We start from the raw sequence: 16,274 nt of genomic DNA on the forward strand, positions 1-16,274 counted from the left end.
GGAGCTCGAGCGGCTAAGGTTGAGAAGTGCGCTAGGCTCCGCAATTAAGGCAAGCCGCCCACCGGCAGCGCATCGTTTCGAATGCCAAGTTGGCGATAGATGTTGATTTCGATCGTTTCGGGCACAAACTGCACGGAGGCGTCTCCCAGCAGAAAGAGGGCTCCGCCTGGGTGGACGCTTCCAAAGGTTCCTGTCGAATCGGCCCAGAGATCGACCTCGGTTTCATGTAAGACATCAGGGCCCGAGTTGATGCCTCGGACGGTTGCGCATCCGCTAGGAGCGCTCTTACCGCCGACCCATCCAGATGCCCAGCTAAACGTTTCGTCGTCGCTGTTGGGGCCTTTGAAGTAAATCGATTCGCCCACCATAAAGCTATTGGTCGTTCCGTCGATGATATCGCGGAATCCGGTTTTGCTGTCGCTATAGAGAATGCCGTTATTGTAAATCAGCGATCCGCCGAAACCGCTGCTCGAGCATGCTTTGTACTCGGACGCTTCGGTACCGCCTCCCATCACGCCCAAATAATCTAAGACAGGCGTGGAGTTGTCGGATAAGGGATTCGAGGGGCAGTGATATGCGGTGATAACCTGAATCGCCGGACCTTGATTGACCGCCCCCTGATCGGGATCAGGGGTCTCGTAGGCGTCGTCCCAGCCCCACGGAAATTTTTCCGTCAGGTCGAACTGTTCGTACAGACTGTTTTGTTCCATATACGGCAAGATCCGAACCGTCCATGGAGCGCGAGCTCTTGATTTTGAACCGCTGCATGCGTCATCGCCGTCGATTTCGCCCCCCGAAGGAAATTGCCCGTGGGTGTCATGAAAGTTATGCAGCGCCAAGCCGATCTGTTTCTGGTTGTTGGTACATTCCATTCGGCGAGCCGCTTCGCGCGCTTGTTGCACGGCCGGCAGCAATAACGCGATTAAGACGCCGATGATCGCAATCACCACCAATAATTCGACCAGCGTGAAGCCTCGTCGCCAATATTGTGGTGAGGGTGAATTGAAGTAAAAAAGCATTGCTGCACCCATGAGGTAATGGAGAAGAAATGAAAGGATGTTTTTACTCGAAACGGCTCTTCACCGAACGCGCCGCTGCCTGATGAGATTCTCAATTTATTAGGCCGGCGGCGAGCTGCCAGTCGAGGAAAGTCGCTCTTACGGTTTCACTAATTCGATGTCTATGATGTTGGTTTTTCCTGCCACCACGATGACGTTCTTTGACTGAGGGACCAAGCCTCTGAGTTGGCGCCATTCTTGGATGGTTTCGGCGGTAGGGGCATACTCTTTGCCGTCGCGGTATTCGCCTGCTGGTTCGCCACCCGGTTCAAATTCAACAAGGTGGGGGCCGACGAGGGCTCCGTCGTCCGCCTTGTATGTTTTCAGCGAGTAAGTGCCATCTGTCGCTACTTTGCTGTAAGCCGGCTTGCCTGGATGGGCGGGATCCGTCTCCGAGATGGGAGCGAACATTAAGCGGCCAAGCGATACCGGTTTGCCCTCATAGGTAACGACGCCTTGTACGGGGGCAAGAGGGGGTTGCGAACTGCAACCGGTAAGCAGCAATCCGCTGGCCGTAACGAGAACGCCCCATGCCGCCGTTTGTCGTATTCGAGAAATCATGAGAAAACTCCAGAGTTCAAAAGGGACGAGAAACGATGAAATTAAGGCAGCCCGCTTATCGGCAAGCTGTCGCTACGTTGTCCCAATTGACGATAGAGATTGATCGCGATCGTTTCTGTCACGAATTGCGCCGAGGCGTCACCCATCAGGAAAATTGCGCCGCCGGGATGATTGCTGCCGAAGGTTCCGGTGGAATCAGCCCATAGGTCGACTTCTGTCTCTTGCAGCACATCGGGGCCAGAGTTGATCGCTCTTACCGTGGCGCAGCCGCTGGGAGCGCTCTTGCCGCCGCACCATCCCGAGGCCCAAGTGAAGGTTTCGTCATCGCTATTGGGCCCTTTAAAGTAGATCGATTCGCCCACCATAAAGCAGTTGGTTGTTCCATCGGTAATGTCGCGAAAGCCAGTTTTGCTGTCGCAAAAGAGGATTCCATTGTCATAAATAAGCGAACCTCCAAAGCCGTTGAACGAGCATGCTTTGTCCGCGGACGATTCCGTCCCCCCGCCCATGACGCCCAGGTAATCCAGCACCGGCTTAGAGCTATCAGATAAGGGATTCGAGGGGCATTGGTAAGCCGTGAGAACTTGACGAGAAGCATTCTGGTTTAAAGCGCCTTGGTCAGGGTCGCCGATCGTATAGGTGTCATCCCAGCCCCAAGGAAATTGGGCGGTGATATCAAATTGACTGTAGAGATTGTCTTGCTCAAGATACGGCAAAATGCGAACGGTCCACGGCACTCGCGCGCTCGATTTAGCGCTGCCTACGCTACTAATGCAGGCTTCGTCGCCGTTGATTTCTCCGCCTGCAGGAAATTGACCATAGGTGTCATGAAAGTTGTGCAACGCCAAACCAAGTTGCTTCATGTTGTTGGTGCATTGCATGCGACGAGCCGCTTCGCGCGCTTGTTGCACCGCTGGTAAGAGCAACGCGATCAGGACGCCGATGATGGCGATCACCACCAGCAATTCAACCAGCGTAAAGCCAGGATGGCGAAGTCTTGTCGGGAGACTGCGGACGGGAGCAGACATGGTTCACCTTAAAATAACGGAATAGAAATATTGCATAAAACATTCAGGGGGATATTCTATTTAGCGTTCGGTGTAATTGGGTGGTTTAGGGATAGGACATTTCTATTGATGATCTAAATGAATGGTTTTTTCGTTCCAGTACATCTGGTTTGTATAGCGTATCTGTCGAGGGGGGATAAATCAACAAAATGTTGTAGCCTATTTATTTATTCTTGAATTTTTTTGGGAGTGTTGGATCGAGTGCATTGAAGATGTGCGATCCCAGAATGGAGGAGACGTCTAAATAAGGATCAGGAGTTATGCACATGGATGCGCGGTAGAAATGTGGAAGATGCTTTTTTAGTAGGTGAATAGTGAGTGTTTTGTTGGTCCTGATGCCCAGAAATGGAACGCGGCCGAAAGCAGAGTTTGCGTCGGAGATAAGGATAGGCTTCCGATTCCTGGAAGGGATATCAGCTAGCCCCCGCCATCGTCGATGGCCAAGGGCCATCGACGAAATTCGTGTAACATCGTGATTCGCTCGTTCAATCGCCGGAGAAGCATCGCGATTGAAGCGGCGTACTCTTAAGGTTTGCGTTGTTGCTCGAAGTAGAAAACGCCTTGCTTGTTGGCGGTGATCACATCCAGCAGACCGTCATCGTTCATGTCAATCACTTCAAACTGGGTGCCGACGCCGCTGTTGCTGTCGATAATGTGGGGCGTCCACACCGGTTTCCCTTCTTTTCTCGTTAGTTCATACCAGACGACGACGGCCGGCTCGTTGCCGGATGGATCGTGACCGCCATGTGCCCAGAAGCGTTTGCCGGTAACGAAGTCGGGCAAGCCGTCGCCATTGATATCGATGAATCGCGCAGCGTGCGTTTGCGAAAATGTTTTGTCGATAACATGCCGCTGGAAGCCTTCCGGAGTATTTTCATACCACCAGACGCCATGTTTATGGGCGCTGGCGCTGATGACGTCGTTATCTCCATCGTCGTCAAAGTCGTAGACGTACATGTGCGAGCAAGCTTCGCCAAAGTTGGCGGGGTGAAATTCCCAAGCCGCTTGGCTGCGATCTTCCGGCGCTTCCCACCAGCCTTCATTCACCAGGATGTCGTCGCGACCGTCGTTGTTGATATCGCCCAGGCCAATGCCATGAGAAAATCGCTGCGTGCCGGGTGCGTCTTTTTGGGAGACGGCGGTTAGCTTCCATGGTGCGCCGGGGTCGTCGCCTGGTTGCGCGTAGCCGATCTTGTTGCCCGGTTCGAAGCCGAGAATCAACTCGCGTTTACCATCGCCGTCGACGTCCACGTAATCGGGGCTTTCGTTGTTGGTGACATGCACCGCTTCATGACGCGGCCAAGGGCCTCCGTTTTTGCCCGGATTTTCAAACCACCAGGTCTGCTTGCCAGGAAAATCAACCACGATCAAATCGACCCAGCCATCGTGATTGACGTCTTCGGCGAAGTTGCAAAACGAGACGCTGTATTTTTGGGGATCGAACTCGATCGCTTTGGGGATGATCGAATGCATCTTCCAGTCGGGGGCTTCGTACCAAGCTCCGCCGGCGGCGATATCAAGCTTGCCGTCGCGATTAAAATCGCCTGCCGCGACGCCTTCGCTGCGGAACTTTGAGTCGAGCTGTTGTTTCTGGAAGCTGATTTTGTCTTCGGCGCGCAGCATCAACGGCAGGGCGAAGAGTAGCAAGAAGCAAGCAAAAAGGGGGCGATGGGGCATTGCTGGGCCTTTGATGGGAAGTAGAAGAAGGGAGCGATTCGATTGCAGATAGTCGACGCTGCGCAGCGTCGGATCGGCGTGTGAATTCCGGCTTTGAGTCCATGCAAAATGGCGTTCTCTTTTTCCTCCGGCGGGATAATTGCGGGTTTGGTTGAGTTTGTTTATCCACCCTAGCAAGGGGCGTAAGGGGGAGTCCATGAGCTTTTGCGAACGTAATTGTTGAAATTTCACAGCCCCATCAGGGGGCGAAGCGGCCTGCTTTTACGATCGAAGCAAAGCGATTTAGACCTTCGTTGTTCCCCCTGGGATGGTCTTCAGAAATCGATTGATTCGCTTCGAGAGAGGGAGAAGGCCGAGTTATCGACAGGCAACCGGTAGAAGACATCGCCAGGGCGATTATTGCCGGAGAAGAGAAGGGGGGGGCGTTCGGCGCAGCAAGCGACGGAGTTGCGCCGAACGCGCCTCGTATCGTGAGGCGCGTTAACGTCTGTGGGCTTTACTAGACCAGGCCCGGGATCATCTTCCAGCGGACGCGTGTTGCGTATTCGCGATAGCTTTCGTCCTGCGTTAGCAGTCGTTCTTCGGCCATGATTCGCAGCATCCATAGCAACACGGCGCCGCAGTAGACGGCGGCGTTCCAGTAGCTGAATTGATTGATCAGGTAGCCGCCGAAAGCGACGACATAGCTTAGGTAGAGCGGATGCCGAACCCAGCGATACATGCCGCCGGTTTTGATCCCGCGATTGGCCGCGACCACGCCGATGCTGCGATTGAGCGACGCCATGGCGAAGATCTGCAAGCCGAGGCCGACGCATTGCACGATCTGCCCAAACAGCGTGTCATGGCTAGCGCCGGCCGGCATGAACAGGATCACCGCATAGGTTCCCATGATCGCGACGGTCCAGTCGTACAGCGACATCGACACTTTCTCTGGCGGTTTGCGGATCAAGTAGAAGAAGACGTCGCTCGAGACTTTCACCAACAGCAGCAAGGTGCTCAAGCGGTACCAGGTGAAGAACGCTTCTCCCTGGATCCAGGCGAAGCGAAAGAAAAATGCGGCCAACACGACGTTGGTGCACATCTCCCAAACGAGACGCTTGAATCGGGGCAGATCGGCTTCCAGCGGTGAAAATGAGGTTGTTGTAGCGTTGGTGTTCACTGGGCAATCTCCATCGTTTCCTGAACCTTCTTCTTGCGAGCTTTCCAGATCAGGCCGTCGACAACGTAATGGTGAAAATTAATGGTTTGGTAAATTACCATCGCGACTACCGGGATCGCAGCGATGATGCTTAAGTTGGTCAGCATGTAGATCACGCCGTACACCAAGCTCGTCAGTCCCAAGCAGACGACGAAATAACAGACGACGTTAAACGGATGCGTCTGGCTAATCGCCGAGAGCAGCATGTTTTTGGGGTCGGTTCCTTGCTTGAAGCGATTCGCGTTGAACATCCAGACAATCAGGATGTACTGGGCGTTGTGCCAGACGTTCAGCACCAGCCAGCCGTGATCGATGTCTCGCACCAGCACATAGCCCACGGTAAAAATCGTCAGGTGCGTAAACATATAGAGCACCAAGCCCAGCGAGGTCTTCCCTTCACGCCAGGCGATCGCTTGGCGAACCAGCCAGACCGCGGTCACGCCCAGCGCGACGACGCCCGACGCGACGACCAGCCAGTAAGGGGTGGGCAGGTACATCACTTCAGAGCCGAGAAATCGCGGTGAAGCTTGATACGAGCGATAAAGGATTCCCCACAGCGGAACCAGATAGAGAGACCACGTAGTCAGTCGCTCGTCGATCGGCAACTGACCGCCGGCTTTCCGGCTATAAAATCGGGAGATTCCATAGCTCTGGCGCGTGTAGTGAAACCATTGCCAATAGAGATAGATGGTCGCCAGCGCCCAGATGCCAAAGGTCAGTCCGATCACGGCGGTCGCCGCCAAGACGACCCAAGGCAAAACGGTGAGTAGTCGACGATGCTCGCGAGCACTATCGGCGTCGAAAGCGAGACGCGTGAACGTCGCGACAACATGGTGATAGCCGAGCAGCCACAGGTCAAGAATGAGAATGATCGGAAACCATTCAGGACGAACGGTCACGATCGCGCCGGTGGCCAAAGCTAAGATCGCGACGCCGAAAATCAGCGTCATATCAAACTTGGCGTTACGAAGCCAACCGTATCGTACGTCCGCTACGGCGCTGTCGGTTAGGGCGGCAGTGCTCATTTTTACTCATTCCAACGGGGACCTGCAGTACGAGAAAACGTAGGTTGCCGTTGCCGAGAGGGAAGGCGAAAAGACGCGGATGTCGCTTTAATTCACCTTCGGTTCTTAGGGGTGAAAACGATGGTGAGGATTATCCGGATTGTTATTCTGCGGAGAAGATGTAGGGTCCGCTGTGCGGACCAGGGAAGCGCGAAAAACTTGCAAGAAATCTGGCGGGACGGATGGTCCGCACGGCGGACCCCACGCCGATCATTCGCCGGTGGTTGCAATATTGGCGAACGTTGGCGGAGCATGCAGTCCGCATCCCCAGTTCAAAGGATAAACGCCGGCTTCGACCCAGCGATGGAAGGTGGAAAACTTCCAATATTTCGGGCACTTCACGTAGCCATGCTTCACTGGATTCCAATGAAGGTAGTCGAAATGGGCGTCATAGTCCGCTTCGCTCTCGATCGTATGTTCCCAAAATCGCCGCTGCCAAACTCCGCGTCGTCTGTTTCGATGGCGTGAATCGGAGACGGGCCGTTCCTTGCCTCCGGCAGCTAGGTACCGAATGGTAAATTCTTTCTTAATCCATGCCCATCGCGTGGAGTAATCGGCGTCACCGGAGGGGAGTGACCAGATTGCATGCAAGTGGTCAGGCAGCAAGACAGCCGCATTGGTCTCGAAGGGGCGGAGTCGTTTGGCTTCGCGAAAGATCTCGCCTAGTAATTTGGCGGCCCATTCCTTTTGGAAAATTGGGGCATTGCGTTCCGTCTTCAAGGTAAAGAAGTAGAGACCTCCAGGCACATAGGCGCGACGGTAGTTCGGCATGGCGGCCTTACTCGCATCAGGCGTAGGGTCCGCTGTGCGGACCAGGGAAGCGCTCTAAAACTTGCAAGCAATTTGGCGGGGCGGATGGTCCGCACAGCGGACCCTACTTTGACTAAGACTGCGTGTCGTCCAGTCAAACGGCGTCTTCCCCCATTTCGCCGGTACGAATGCGGATCGCCTGTTTGACGTCGTAGATAAACAGCTTTCCGTCACCGATCTGGCCGGTTTGCGCCGACTTCAAAATCGTGTCGATGACCAGCTGCAGATTTCCGTCGCTGCAGATAATCTCGATTTTGTGCTTGGGCACAAAGTCGACCGAATACTCGGCGCCGCGGTAGTTCTCGGTGTGCCCTTTTTGGCGGCCGTAACCTTGCACTTCACTGACGGTCATGCCGTGAACGCCCATGTCATTGAGCGCCGTTTTGACATCTTCCATCTTGTGGTGCCGAATAATCGCTTCCACTTTTTTCATATCGATCCCATCTCCTGCAAGCGGGCGCCCGGCGTAACTTGGCCGGGCGCGTCTCTCTCTCTAGTCTAAAAAGAGGGGCTAATTGAAGATATAGCCCTCTTCCCCATGTTCGGCCAAGTCGAGCCCGCGAATCTCGTTTTCTTGCGGTACGCGCAGACCAATCGTGAAGTCGATCAGCTTCAGCAGCAGGAAGGTCACGACAACCGAAAAGAGGATGGTGATCCCTACGGCCGTGATTTGGCCGATCAGAAGCGAAATTCCGCCCCCTTCGTACAAACCAATCGGCTGGCCTTCAGCTCCGCCGAAAACATTTCGCGTGGCGAAAACGCCGGTCAAAATAGCGCCCAAAGTTCCGCCAACTCCGTGCACGCCAAACGCGTCTAGCGAGTCGTCATAGTGCAGCTTGTGCTTCAGGTGGATGACGGCGTAGTAGCAAATGATCCCAGCCAGCGCGCCCATCGCAAGTGCTGGCATCGGCAGCACAAATCCGGCGGCCGGCGTGATGCAAACCAGTCCGGCGACGGCGCCTGACGCGCAGCCGAGCACGCTCGCCTTGCCGTGGTTGATCCATTCCATCGCCGCCCAGGCGACCGCTCCGGCGGCAGCCGAGAAGTGGGTTACCGCAAAAGCGTTGGCGGCCAGGCTATTGGCCGACAAGGCGCTGCCGGCGTTGAAGCCGAACCAGCCAAACCAGAGCAGTCCGGCGCCCAGCGTCGTGTAGGTCAAGTTATGCGGACGCATGTCGTCATTACCAAAACCGAGCCGATTGCCGATCAATAACGCACACATCAGCGCCGAAACTCCCGAGCTAATATGCACGACTGTGCCGCCGGCAAAGTCGAGTGCGCCCCCGGCGATGGCCGACTCGCCGCCGTAGAACAATATTCCTTCGTCCCAGACCCAGTGACACAGCGGGCAATAGACGAAAGTTCCCCACAGCACCGAGAAGAGGGCCATGCTGCTGAACTTCATCCGCTCGGCGAAGGCGCCGCAGATCAAAGCCGGCGTGATGATAAAGAACATCCCTTGAAACAGCATGTGCGTATAGCGCGGGATGGTGCCTTCCATCGGGGTGACGATCTGGCTCGCGCCGACGTCGTAGTGCGATTGCACGTTGTTCATAAATAAGTAGTCGGCGTTGCCGAAATAGGGATCGGATCCGCCGAACGACAGCGAATAGCCCCAGAGCGCCCAGACGACCGTCATCAGCCCCATCAGAAACATGCACTGCATCATCACGCTCAGCACATTTTTGCGCCGAACCAAGCCGCTGTAGAACATCGCCAGGCCGGGCGCCGTCATCAACAGCACCAGCGCACTGCTCATCAACATCCAGGCATTGTCGCCGGTATCGAGACCTTCTCCGGCAGCGGCGTCTTGCTCAATCATCTCCGCCACATCGGGCGAGCCGACCGGCAGGTCATCGGGAACCGGCGAACCCTCTTGGGCGAAAACCGCGACCGCGGATGTCAGAATCAACAGAAGCGCGCATAGGCTTAGCGCGCTGCGAACATGCGTGCGCATCGAAGTACCTCGTAAATGAGTGCCTGGGCCATGATTGGGAAAAATGGTGCGCCGCCTAACGTCCGCCAGGATCGTAGATCACACCGTTTTCCATCAGGAAGTCGAAATCGTCGCCGGTGCGCCGTGAAGCGCAGCCGTGCCTATGCGGCTTTTCCAACTTGAAGCTACCCAAGCTATTTCTCCCCTCACGCCGTGTAAAGGGTGGAATAAGTACAAGCGAGAAAAATTCTGCTCACGTACCAGCGGGATGCCACTCGGTTTCGTGATGTCCGGATAGTTGGTTTGACCACCGAGCCAGTACGAACAGCAAGTCCGCCAGGCGATTGACGTAGCGCAGGGCTACTTGTGCCGATGCGTCGTATTTCCCATCGAAGAGCGTCACCAGATGGCGTTCGGATCGGCGACAAACGGCTCTGGCTTGATGCAGATGGGCGCCGAGGGTCGAACCGCCTGGCAGAATAAAGGCCGTTAGCGGGGTCAGATGCGACTGGGCCAGATCGATCGTTTGTTCAAGCCGCGTAATGCTGTCATCGTTGAGCAGCGTCGTACCGGCAGCCGCCGGGTCTGGCGACGCGATCTGCGCTCCCAATGCGAACAAATCGTTTTGGATGAAACTGATCGGCTCGGCGATTTCGGGCGAAGCGGCCAGGGAGAGCACGAGCCCCAGCAGCGCGTTCAGCTCGTCAATATCGCCGATCGCGACGATTCGGCGGTCATCTTTGCGAACGCGACCGCCCCGATAGAGCCCGGTTTCGCCGTTATCGCCGGTTTTCGTATAAATCTTCATGGCATCGAATCCAGGCCTGCCAGGCTACTATAATGAAAGAACAAAGTTATCGACCCACGGCACGCAACTTGACCCCTGCGAGGTTAGCCTTATGCGTTGGATCAGCGGATGTTTGGTATTGGCCCTGACGGCGACGACCTTCTGTTTGGCGGAAGAGCCGGCTTCGATCGAAAGTAATTTTCTCTCGAATGTTCGTCAGGTGACCAGCGGCATGGTCAAAGCAGGCGAAGGCTATTTTTCGCCGGACGGCGAGACGATTGTCTATCAAGCCGTTCCACCGCAGTACCCATTCTACCAAATTTACACGCAGCCTCTGGCCGGCGGCGAGCCGACGTTGATCAGCACCGGACGAGGGCGGACCACTTGCGCCTACTTTTCGCCCGACGCGAAGCAGATCATGTTCGCGAGCAGCCATCTTGATCCAATGATGACTGAAACCGAAAAAGCGGAAATCGCCCAACAAGAAGCGGATCGCAAGTCGGGGACGCGTCGGCGCTACTCTTGGGATTTTGATCCGTATACCGACATCTTCGCCAAAGACTTGAAGTCGGGCGAACTAACGCCGTTGACGACCGAAAAAGGGTACGACGCCGAAGGCGCCTACAACCAAGACGGAACCAAGATCGCCTTCTGCAGCGATCGCGACGGCGATCCTGACATCTACATCATGGATGCCGACGGGTCGAATCAGAAACAGCTGACCGACGCCAAAGGATACGACGGGGGACCGTTCATTTCTCCCAACGGCAAGTGGATCGTCTTTCGTAGCGATCGCAAAGAAGAAGGCTTTTTGCAGATCTACGTGATCGGCGTCGATGGCCAGCACGAGACGGCGCTGACCGATAATGTCGGCGTGAACTGGGCGCCCTATTGGCACCCGACCGAGCCGTACATCATTTGGGCCGGCGCCGATCATTCGCAGCCGGGGCGTCCGAACTATGACTTATGGCTGATGAAGTACGAAGAAACGGCTGATGCGATCAAGCCGGGGAAGATCTGGCGCATTACCGATTCCGCCGCGGCCGACGTGTTGCCGGTCTTCTCACCCGATGGAAAACAGTTGATGTGGACCAGCACGCGAACCGATGATCACAGCAGTCAACTGTTCATCGCCGATTTCAAATTTCCGCAGGAAGAGCAATAGAGATGCAGGATGAAAACGCCGACTTGCCAGAGACGAAGGCATGCGGCTTTTTGATCGTCAAAGGGAATCCCATTAAGTCGTTCCTGCTGATGCGGCACAAGGATCGCTGGGACTTGCCCAAAGGGCATGTCGATCCCGGCGAAGAGGAAATGACCTGCGCCTTGCGTGAGTTGGAAGAAGAGACCGGGATCACGTCGCAAGATATTCAGGTCGATCCCAACTTTCGCTTCTCGTTGCAGTATGTGGTGAACTACAAAAAACGACTCGGCGGCGTGACGGCGTTAAAAACCACCGTCTACTTTTTGGCGACCTTGACCAACGATGTCCCACTGAAGCTGACCGAGCATCAGGGATCAGAGTGGTTCGCTTGGAATCCTCCGCACGTGATCCAACAGCAGACGATTGATCCGCTGTTGGCTGCGGTCGCACAACACGTTAGTTCGTAAGCGACGCTTCGGTCGCCTTCGTGCCTTCGCACGAGTAAAGCACGCAACCAACTTTCGGATCCCAACAGCGGCGATGATAGATCGCGCCGCAATCGGTGCAGGAGACGCCATCTTCTTTCACGACGTCGCCGCACGCGTTGCAGATGGTTCGCATCGTATCCGGAACCTTGGTCTCGTTCGCAGCCGACTGCGCTTGTTCATCGTTGGGCGTGATCGTCGTTGAGGGGATGCGAATCTCGCAGCACCAGGCGACCAGGACTTCCAGCTGCTCGGCATAGCCGAAGGTCTTCTCTAGCGTGACGAAGAGAAAACCGTCATGGATTTCGACGTAGGCCGCGCCAGGGCGAGTCAGATGATTCAGCTCGTCGAGGGCGGAAAAAAGTTGAGCCGCGATCAGGTTGCGAGCAGTCTCGGGCTGTTCGGCGTACAACCGATACTTCGCGTCAAAGTCAACGTCGCCCGACTCAATCGTCGGCGACTCGTCATAGAAGAAGTCAGGCCGCAACGTTTTGCGCGGCTGAATCTGCAGACGTAGTCGCGGCTCAGGCCAGGTGGTGCGAAACTCGGTCAGATAGCGGCCTGCGTAACCAACCGGCGGTTTGATGCGCAACATCGCCGGTTGCCCGTGCAGATCAAACGAGACGGCCGTTTGTTCGGGGTTCTTGGTCTGCGTGAACTTGCCGTCATACATTTGGGCGATGGCGTGCATCGCTTGAATGGGATCTGAGCGAAATCGGACGCCAACGGCCCATAACACTCCGATCGTCAGCAAAGTCGTGACGGTAATGAGTAGGAAGATCGTCATTGGATTCCGCTCCTGGGTGGTGCAAGGAAAGAACGATCGTCGCCGTTAATAGCAATTCGTGCGAGGAAACATCCTCTTGTCGAAAATCGGTCGCTATTCCATGCTGAGCGGCTTAATCTCAATGTTCCCAATGACTTGCGTCACCGGCAAAAATGCGGCGAGTGCGCCTCCCCCAGCCAGGTCAGAATCGGCGATTTTGAGATGCCCAACTCCGATCCCTCCGCGGCCCAAGGTGGCGTCGATCGGGATCCAGCGACCATCGATCCAGGCTTCGGTCCACATGTGATAGGCGAAGCCTTTGCCCGACTTACCGTTGTAGTAAACCAGGCCGACCGCCGCACGGGCCGGAATCTTGTGGGCGCGTAGCAGAGCGATTAGCAAGACCGCATGTTCAGTGCAGTCGCCGGTTTTGGATTTGGCGACTTCGGCGGCCGAAGCGAATGCCTGCGAAAAGTCTTTTTGCTGGATCGCCTGATGAACTTGCTGTTCCAGTTCGACCGCAAGTTTCCAAGGCTCGCTGCTGGGCGTCTTGGCCTGCGCGGCCATTTTTTGCACCAAGGGATCATCGACTTGCACTAGGCTGCTCGCCGCCAGATCAGCGTCGGTCGGCGGAGTTTGCTCGGCGAGTTGCTGCGGTAATTTTGTCTCAGGACGCAGTGCGATCAGATGGAGATGGAGCGATTTTTCGGTCAGGTCGCTGGTCCATTGACTACCGCTAGTCGGAAAGAGGGTGGGCGAGATCTTGTTTTTCAGCGTGATCAAATACTCGGCCGATTTGTTGGCCGTATGAACGCCGGTCAGCGGTTGGGCGATCGGCACGATCGTTTCTGCGGCAAGATCAAACTCGACCGCTTCAATCGGCGATTCGGCGAAAGCTTGCGTGCAGCGATAGATCACCATGCCAGGCCCCGGAGGCGCCATCTTGACCGTGTGCCCTTCGAGATCGACCCACATCGGAATCTCCATCAGCAACTTCCCTTTCTGGGAGATTACGTTCGTGACGCTGAGCAGTTCGACCTCGCTGCCGTCGAGCAACTTCACCGGCTCTAGCTTGCCGGCGACATACTTGATCTGGCAAGCCTGATTGATCATGGGGGCCAGCGCCGTCGTCTCGCGCGTTTGGCCCGGCTTGATCGGCGGGTTCTCTAGCAGCTGAGACGCGGCATAGACGCCGCCCCACTCTGGTTTCCAAGGGATCTGCTCGGAAAAGCTGCGTCCGGCGGCGGTGGTTGTGATTTTCAGCTGAGTGCCATCGGGGGAAACCTGGCCGGCGAACGACGAACTGCTTCCTCCCTGATTGATCTTGGTTTCGTACGCAACAAGTTGCCCCGAGGGGGTTTCGAGGAAGCGATTAACGACGTTCGTCTCAATCGTCTGTGCTTGGCGCCGCATGGCGATCTTTTCGATCGAGGTCGATTCGATCAACTCGCGATCTTGTTTTTGAATGCGGCGGACCACTTCGTGCGTATTGCCGGTCTTGCGGCCTTGCTGAATGATGGCCGACCAGAGTTCTTCCAACGTCTCTATCGCCTGTTCGTCGGCAGGCGCAACAGGCTGCTTTTCTTGAGGTTGCTGGTCTTGGTTCGGCTCGACCAGCGGAGCTGGATCCGTTTGTGCGACTTCCCTTGTGCAGCCGGTCGTTAACACCGTTACCAGCAGGACAATCATTAGGATTTGCACGGGGCGTAGGATCGTATTCAACGGCTCGGCTCCTTCGTTACAGTCGGGACATACGGCAGTATATCAAACTACGCGTTGCGGCTCTTCAACACCCTTGTTGCAGGAAAACTCCGCCGCATCGCTGGAGTCAGCCAATTGCGGGCGATCTTTTTCAAATTGTTCGCAACATGGCTCAAGTAGGTTCAATTCGCGGTGCTATGATCTCTACAGATACGACATCGGAAACGTTCCAAATTGCAGCTGGCGACTAGTCGATTTTTCCGCCAATTGCCTGGGCCAGCCCGTTGTCGAATAGAGCGATCGCTCGGATTGTTGGGTGCGGTTATCACTGCCTCGACGTTGAGTTCATTGATTTAGTGGGCAAGTTATCAATGATCGCTCTAGGGTATTCCTATCAACCAGATTTTAAAGTGTTGAAGCAACGGCGTTTCCTCACTTGTGATCACCGGAAGAGGCGGTAGAGGTCAACATGGGCTTCTTAAAACGATTTTTCAAAAACGTCTTTCACGACGGCGCGACAGCTCCGACCGGCAATAGCTTTGAGCATTTGTCAGAAGAGCAGATCGAGGCCCATCTGGGCGTTAACCGCTATAACAGTTTTGAACTGACGGACGCGGTGCGCCCTTCGTACGATCTGAAGGTCGTGCCGAGCCAGGGTTACCGGCGCGACGTCTATCATGACGAAGAGACCCGAGCCAGCGTGCCGGTGCTGATGGCGGCCGCTACCAAGTCGGTTTTGTTCGACGTCTTTATGGACTTGCTCGAACCGCTTGGTTGCGAAGTGGATGTCGTGCTCGAAACGAGTCATACCCGCGACGGCGCTGGCCATGTCGACTTGTATCGCGAACATATTGATATGCCGGTGCTGAAAAGCATTTTGTGGGAATATGAAGACTTGCTGTTGAATGACGGCTGCACGGGAATCGCCGTGCTCAATCCAAATATTCCACTGGAAGTTCAGTTTGACGAACACAAGCTGCTGATTGTGTATGGAAACGAACTGACGTCGTTTGCCGAGATCCTGGACGATCGCTGCGTCCGCAACAGCGACGAAATTCGCTTCATCACCGAAGCGGAGCACGTTCACTCGTCGAGCGAAAAGTATCAACAACAGTTTGAAGAGTTGAAAATGCGACTCGGCATGGACGGACACTACTGCTAGTTACGCAGCTCGCAGACCCACAGTCGATCAGATGACCAAAGCTTTCGGCCGCCGCCGAAAGCTTTTTTTGTGCTAGCACCTTTCGGAAAAGCTGCTCTTGTCGCCGGCGTCTCTTTTCGCGACACTTCTCCGCCCCCTGGTCGGGGACGGCTGCCTAGACAGGTGAACTTCGTGAAAAGGCGCTTTCGGCGTGGTGCGACTGGTAATCTTATTTCTGATTCTCTCGATCGCCGTGGGGTGCCATGCGCTGCGACTTCCGTCTTGGGTTGGCGCCGGCAGACCTCCCGCAGTCATCGTAGAGAATCCGGCGTTTGTGCAGTTTGGCGACTACGAAGTCTTGTGGGAGCAAATTGTCGACTCCATTGACGATAATTTTAAGATCAAAGATGAGCAGCGCGTGCGGGTGATCGCTGGACAATTGACCGAAGGGCGATTGGAGACCTACCCGACGATCGGCTCGACCCTGCTTGAACCATGGAGGACCGACTCGACCCGCGGCTACGAAAAACTAGAAAGCACCTTGCAGACGATTCGCCGTACGGTGGTCGTCCGGGTCATGCCGGAGCAAGGGGGCTATTTGATTGAAGTCGAAGTTCGCAAAGAGCTGGAAGACCTGCGGGGGCGACGAACCGACGTCGCCGATCTGGACCGGTTGCGACATGAAGGGACGCTGCGAACGGAAGATGACGGAACGATTCAAGACACGATGACGCTCGGTTGGATCCCGCTGGGACGAGATCTGGAACTGGAGCAGCGACTGATCCAGGATATTCGCGCTCGACTTGCCGCATGCGGCGCTCCGCCGCAAGAGCGGATGCCGTTGCGGCTACCGCCAACTCAGTAGGCGAACGCGCCGTA

General features: G+C 55.6%; 16 protein-coding genes. 4 read left to right on the forward strand and 12 right to left on the reverse strand.

From position 1 onward, the window contains the following. Positions 1-44 precede the first annotated feature (44 nt). The 10 genes from M4951_RS03425 to M4951_RS03470 form a co-directional block, all read right to left on the reverse strand. Positions 45-1,019, reverse strand: a complete 975-nt coding sequence (locus tag M4951_RS03425) for a DUF1559 domain-containing protein (RefSeq protein ID WP_262025085.1) — start codon at positions 1,017-1,019, stop codon at positions 45-47. 138 nt (positions 1,020-1,157) lie between these two features. Next, entirely contained in the window at positions 1,158-1,619 is a 462-nt protein-coding gene (locus M4951_RS03430; RefSeq protein ID WP_262025086.1) for a hypothetical protein, read from the reverse strand. A 41-nt stretch (positions 1,620-1,660) separates the two neighbouring features. Then, a complete protein-coding gene (locus tag M4951_RS03435) occupies positions 1,661-2,647 on the reverse strand; it encodes a DUF1559 domain-containing protein (RefSeq protein WP_262025087.1) in 987 nt (328 codons plus the stop codon). 564 nt (positions 2,648-3,211) lie between these two features. After that, a complete protein-coding gene (locus M4951_RS03440; protein ID WP_262025088.1) occupies positions 3,212-4,363 on the reverse strand; it encodes an FG-GAP repeat domain-containing protein in 1,152 nt (383 codons plus the stop codon). A 499-nt stretch (positions 4,364-4,862) separates the two neighbouring features. Next, a complete protein-coding gene (locus tag M4951_RS03445; RefSeq protein WP_262025089.1) occupies positions 4,863-5,522 on the reverse strand; it encodes a methyltransferase family protein in 660 nt (219 codons plus the stop codon). Continuing rightward, complete coding sequence (locus M4951_RS03450; protein WP_262025090.1) at positions 5,519-6,586, reverse strand: hypothetical protein; 1,068 nt, start codon at positions 6,584-6,586, stop codon at positions 5,519-5,521. Before M4951_RS03450 ends, M4951_RS03445 begins: the two co-directional genes overlap by 4 nt. A 249-nt stretch (positions 6,587-6,835) precedes the next feature. Next, complete coding sequence (locus M4951_RS03455) at positions 6,836-7,396, reverse strand: REP-associated tyrosine transposase (protein ID WP_262025091.1); 561 nt, start codon at positions 7,394-7,396, stop codon at positions 6,836-6,838. 133 nt (positions 7,397-7,529) lie between these two features. Then, the gene (locus M4951_RS03460) at positions 7,530-7,868 is read right to left on the reverse strand and encodes a P-II family nitrogen regulator (RefSeq protein ID WP_262025092.1); all 339 of its coding nucleotides are present in this window, start codon (positions 7,866-7,868) and stop codon (positions 7,530-7,532) included. 78 nt (positions 7,869-7,946) lie between these two features. Further along, positions 7,947-9,392: an ammonium transporter gene (locus M4951_RS03465; RefSeq protein ID WP_262025093.1), complete on the reverse strand. Its 1,446-nt coding sequence runs from the start codon at positions 9,390-9,392 to the stop codon at positions 7,947-7,949. A 232-nt stretch (positions 9,393-9,624) separates the two neighbouring features. Next, entirely contained in the window at positions 9,625-10,179 is a 555-nt protein-coding gene (locus tag M4951_RS03470; protein ID WP_262025094.1) for a cob(I)yrinic acid a,c-diamide adenosyltransferase, read from the reverse strand. 91 nt (positions 10,180-10,270) lie between these two features. Here M4951_RS03470 and M4951_RS03475 point away from each other — a divergent pair, with 91 nt between their 5' ends. Both M4951_RS03475 and M4951_RS03480 read left to right on the forward strand, forming a co-directional pair. Continuing rightward, positions 10,271-11,323 carry a TolB family protein gene (locus tag M4951_RS03475; RefSeq protein WP_262025095.1) on the forward strand — a complete coding sequence of 351 codons (1,053 nt, stop codon included), beginning with the start codon at positions 10,271-10,273 and terminating at the stop codon, positions 11,321-11,323. A gap of 2 nt (positions 11,324-11,325) precedes the next feature. After that, the gene (locus M4951_RS03480) at positions 11,326-11,769 is read left to right on the forward strand and encodes a bis(5'-nucleosyl)-tetraphosphatase (protein WP_262025096.1); all 444 of its coding nucleotides are present in this window, start codon (positions 11,326-11,328) and stop codon (positions 11,767-11,769) included. Here M4951_RS03480 and M4951_RS03485 read toward each other — a convergent pair. Then, positions 11,759-12,574, reverse strand: a complete 816-nt coding sequence (locus tag M4951_RS03485) for an RING finger protein (protein ID WP_262025097.1) — start codon at positions 12,572-12,574, stop codon at positions 11,759-11,761. The genes M4951_RS03480 and M4951_RS03485 overlap by 11 nt on opposite strands. Before the next feature lie 93 nt (positions 12,575-12,667). Then, positions 12,668-14,275: a transglutaminase-like domain-containing protein gene (locus M4951_RS03490; RefSeq protein ID WP_262025098.1), complete on the reverse strand. Its 1,608-nt coding sequence runs from the start codon at positions 14,273-14,275 to the stop codon at positions 12,668-12,670. A 448-nt stretch (positions 14,276-14,723) separates the two neighbouring features. Between M4951_RS03490 and M4951_RS03495 the strand changes: the two genes are divergently transcribed. After that, positions 14,724-15,416, forward strand: a complete 693-nt coding sequence (locus tag M4951_RS03495; protein ID WP_262025099.1) for a hypothetical protein — start codon at positions 14,724-14,726, stop codon at positions 15,414-15,416. 190 nt (positions 15,417-15,606) lie between these two features. Further along, positions 15,607-16,260 (forward strand): hypothetical protein, encoded by a 654-nt coding sequence (locus M4951_RS03500; RefSeq protein ID WP_262025100.1) that lies wholly within the window; start codon positions 15,607-15,609, stop codon positions 16,258-16,260. The last annotated feature ends 14 nt before the right edge of the window (positions 16,261-16,274 follow it).

The organism is Blastopirellula sp. J2-11, assembly GCF_024584705.1.
GTDB lineage: Bacteria > Planctomycetota > Planctomycetia > Pirellulales > Pirellulaceae > Blastopirellula.